We start from the raw sequence: 1,729 nt of genomic DNA, 5'->3' as shown, positions 1-1,729 counted from the left end.
AAACAACGATTTAGCCGTTCATAATGGGGAATTTCATTTCGTTGAAATTGGGGAAATTTGAATCGTTGTTGACAATACGCATGTGGCAAAACTTTCAGATCGTGTTTTAAAAATGGAAGATGGCCTCCTCGTTCAAGAAACCTTTAACGACCATACAAAATCTAGTGAGCAAGAAGGTGGCATAACACCATGCTACTAAAATCTGCACTACGTAGTTTAGCACGTAATCGTTTAAGAACTTTTTTTACTGTGTTCAGTATTTTAATAGGAGTAGCTAGTTTCTTTTCTATGTCTATGTTGGTAGAGCTGGTTCCGCGATCTATTCACGAATCCTCTAAAATTCTTTTAGGAGGGGATGTGTCAGTTCAATCCTATTTAAAACCGATGGATCGCGAAACTCTTATTTCTTCCATTCCTAAAGAAGAACAGAAAGCGCTCACAACTTCTTTATTAGGTCAAAGTATGGTCAAATCTGATCGGAAAACAACAAGTTTAATTGTAAAGGGAATTGAAACGAACCACTATCCTTTCTTTGGTGATAATCTGTTTCCTAATATTCGTACTTTACATAAAGATGAACTACTACTTTCCAAAAATACAGCTGACCGTTTGCAAGTCAAAGTAGGAGATAGAGTTGAGATTCCTAACCGTTCTACTGGGGCAATGACCTCTTATAAAATTAGTGGTTTAGTAGAAGGTGTCCAAGAATCCTATGGCGATGCTTCGATTTTTGGAACTGCCTATTTACATTTAGATCAAGCACAGCAGCTTTTAAATGTACCTGCAGGCACAATTAATGAAGCATTAATCTTATTAAATGAAAATGTTAATATCTCTTCTTTTAAAAAGAATATTCAAAAACAATTACCACAAAGTAGTGTAATAGATGTTCAGGATAAGGAGCTAGAGAAACAGAAAGATTTACGGATGTTGTTACCATTTCTTCAGCTTTTCAGTATATTAGCTCTTGGAATTGCCGCTATTACTACTTCTAATACAATGAAAGTCATTATTGCTTCACGTGCGCATGATATCGCTGTTATGAAGTCCGTAGGAATGAAAACTAAATATATTATTCGATATTTTCTATTAGAAGCATTATGGCTAGCGATTCTCGGAACAGTTGGTGGGATTGTACTCGGCTTATTAGCTAGTGTTTGGCTGACGTCCTATCTAGCAGACGTGCTTTCACTACCGCTACATTGGGGAATTTCATGGTCCGTAATTTTTACAACAATTATTGTGGGATTAATTGTAACCTTCTTAGCTTCTTGGATACCAGTAAAAAGTGGAATGTGTGTATCACCACTTCAAATGTTACGTGATACTGAGAACACAAGTGTGAATTATGCTTTACCATTTAAAAAGAAATTTCAACTTTTTATATTTACTTGTGGCATTCTTTCTATTTATGTTTACAATATAGCTTTCACAACAAATACAAATGGCAACGCAGTCTTTAAGTGGTTTCTTGCTCTTTTACTTACAACTGCAGTTCTGTTATTTATTTTTACTTTTGTCCGATTTATAGGGTTTATATATTCTTTATTATTCAGATTAATTGGCGCCATGAAAAGCATAATGCCACAAAGCCTCTTTCTTGCTTTACACAACATGGCTACTACAAGTAAACGAAATGGTTTATTGGCAGTTACCTTGTGTGAACTGTTCTCGCACAAAAAGTTGTGGAAACACACTATATAAAAGCGAGGGAACTATAAAATGTTCT

General features: G+C 35.2%; 1 pseudogene. It reads left to right on the top strand.

The window, feature by feature from the left end:
• Positions 1 to 189: 189 nt before the first annotated feature.
• Positions 190 to 1,659, top strand: a pseudogene (locus tag PDQ68_RS28525) (FtsX-like permease family protein); the annotation flags it as partial.
• Positions 1,660 to 1,729 lie beyond the last annotated feature (70 nt).

The organism is Bacillus cereus group sp. Bc010, assembly GCF_027716745.1.
Lineage (GTDB): Bacteria > Bacillota > Bacilli > Bacillales > Bacillaceae_G > Bacillus_A > Bacillus_A pacificus.
Note: the sequence above shows the minus strand (reverse complement) of the source record. Positions and strands in the feature narration are given on the sequence as shown.